Origin of the sequence: Bifidobacterium sp. UTCIF-38, from assembly GCF_006454495.1 — a bacterium.
Classification (GTDB): Bacteria; Actinomycetota; Actinomycetes; order Actinomycetales; family Bifidobacteriaceae; genus Bifidobacterium; species Bifidobacterium callitrichos.
In genome coordinates, this window is sequence record NZ_JFAL01000016.1 from 1 (window position 1) to 1,246 (window position 1,246).

Consider the following 1,246-nt stretch of genomic DNA (forward strand, 5'->3'; position numbering starts at 1 on the left):
CCGTTGCAAACTAGTTTGTTTTGGTTTGCAGGACGGTCTTGCGATCGTCCGCTCCAAGTCTCACGCCGCTTGCGTGGCTGCTTGGTTCGCACTTCACCGGGGTCTGCGTTGCACGACGTGATGCGTCGTTCCGTCTTCCGTCCCCTCCATGCGCGTTTAGGGTCTCCGGGGCACTCCCGGCGACTTTGGATGTTGATGGCCGCGTTCAGGTCGCGGTCGATCACGAGACCGCAGGTCCCGCAATGGTAGGTGCGCTCGCCCAAGGAGAGTTTGGTTTTCACGCTCCCGCAGTTCGAGCACAGTTTCGAGCTTGGATGCCAACGGTCGATGACATGCAGACGCGCGCCGGTGCGCATGGTCTTGTATTCGAGCTGGCGGCGTAGTTCCGCGAACGACGCGTCCTCGATGGCTTTGGCGAGCCGATGGTTTCTGACCATGCCCGCCACGTTCAGATCCTCGATGCCGATGTCCGAGTACGTGTCGGCGAGCCATGTGGTCAGCTTGTTCAACGTGTCGCGGCGCTGATTGGCGACACGCGCGTGCAGTCGGACGACTCGTTCCCGCGCGTGGGCGCGCCGATGCGAGCCGGGTTGTCTGCGGCTCAGCGAGCGTTGCGCCCGCTTAAGACGGCGTTCATTGGCCTTGAGCGTGTGCGGGTTGGCGATCGTGGTGCCGTCCGAGAGCGTCGCCAAGGATTTCACGCCCAGATCGACGCCCACCGCGCCGCCTTTCGGCGGACGTGCCGGCGTCCTGTCTTCGCGTTCGACGGTCAACGCCGCGTACCAGCGTCCCGCACGGCGGCTCACGGTCATGCGCAGCACCCTCGCACCGCCGACGCGTTCGGCGATGTTCTCCATGCAGTGCACGCGGCCGATACGCGGCAGTCTCAACGCCTTCGAGTCACGGTCGATCAGCCCGAAACTCCCGGTCGTGTACGCGAATCTCGGCGTCGTCCTGTCCTTCGATTTGAACTTCGGGAAACCCATTCTGCGGCCCCTGCGTTGCCCCTCACGGCTTTTCGACCAGTTCGACAACGCAGCCGCCAACGCCTCCAGCCCGCTGTTGTACGCCTCCTTGCTGTTCTCCCGCCACCACGGAGTCCCGTCCGAGTCCACGGCCAGCATGTCCTTGTTCACGTTCCACCAGCGGCGCAGCGCGTATAGCGACCACTCCGGCTTCTCCCTGGCCTCCAGCATTTCCTTGACGTGCGCCAATCCCGCGTTGTACGCGAAACGGGCCGCCCCCG

The 1,246-nt window shown here is 64.2% G+C and carries 1 protein-coding gene; it reads right to left on the reverse strand.

Annotation, left to right across the window (positions count from 1 at the left end; translation table 11 throughout):
• Positions 1-1,246: IS607 family element RNA-guided endonuclease TnpB (gene tnpB, locus BW11_RS06060; RefSeq protein ID WP_258231286.1), on the reverse strand; the 1,246-nt coding region annotated here is incomplete at both ends.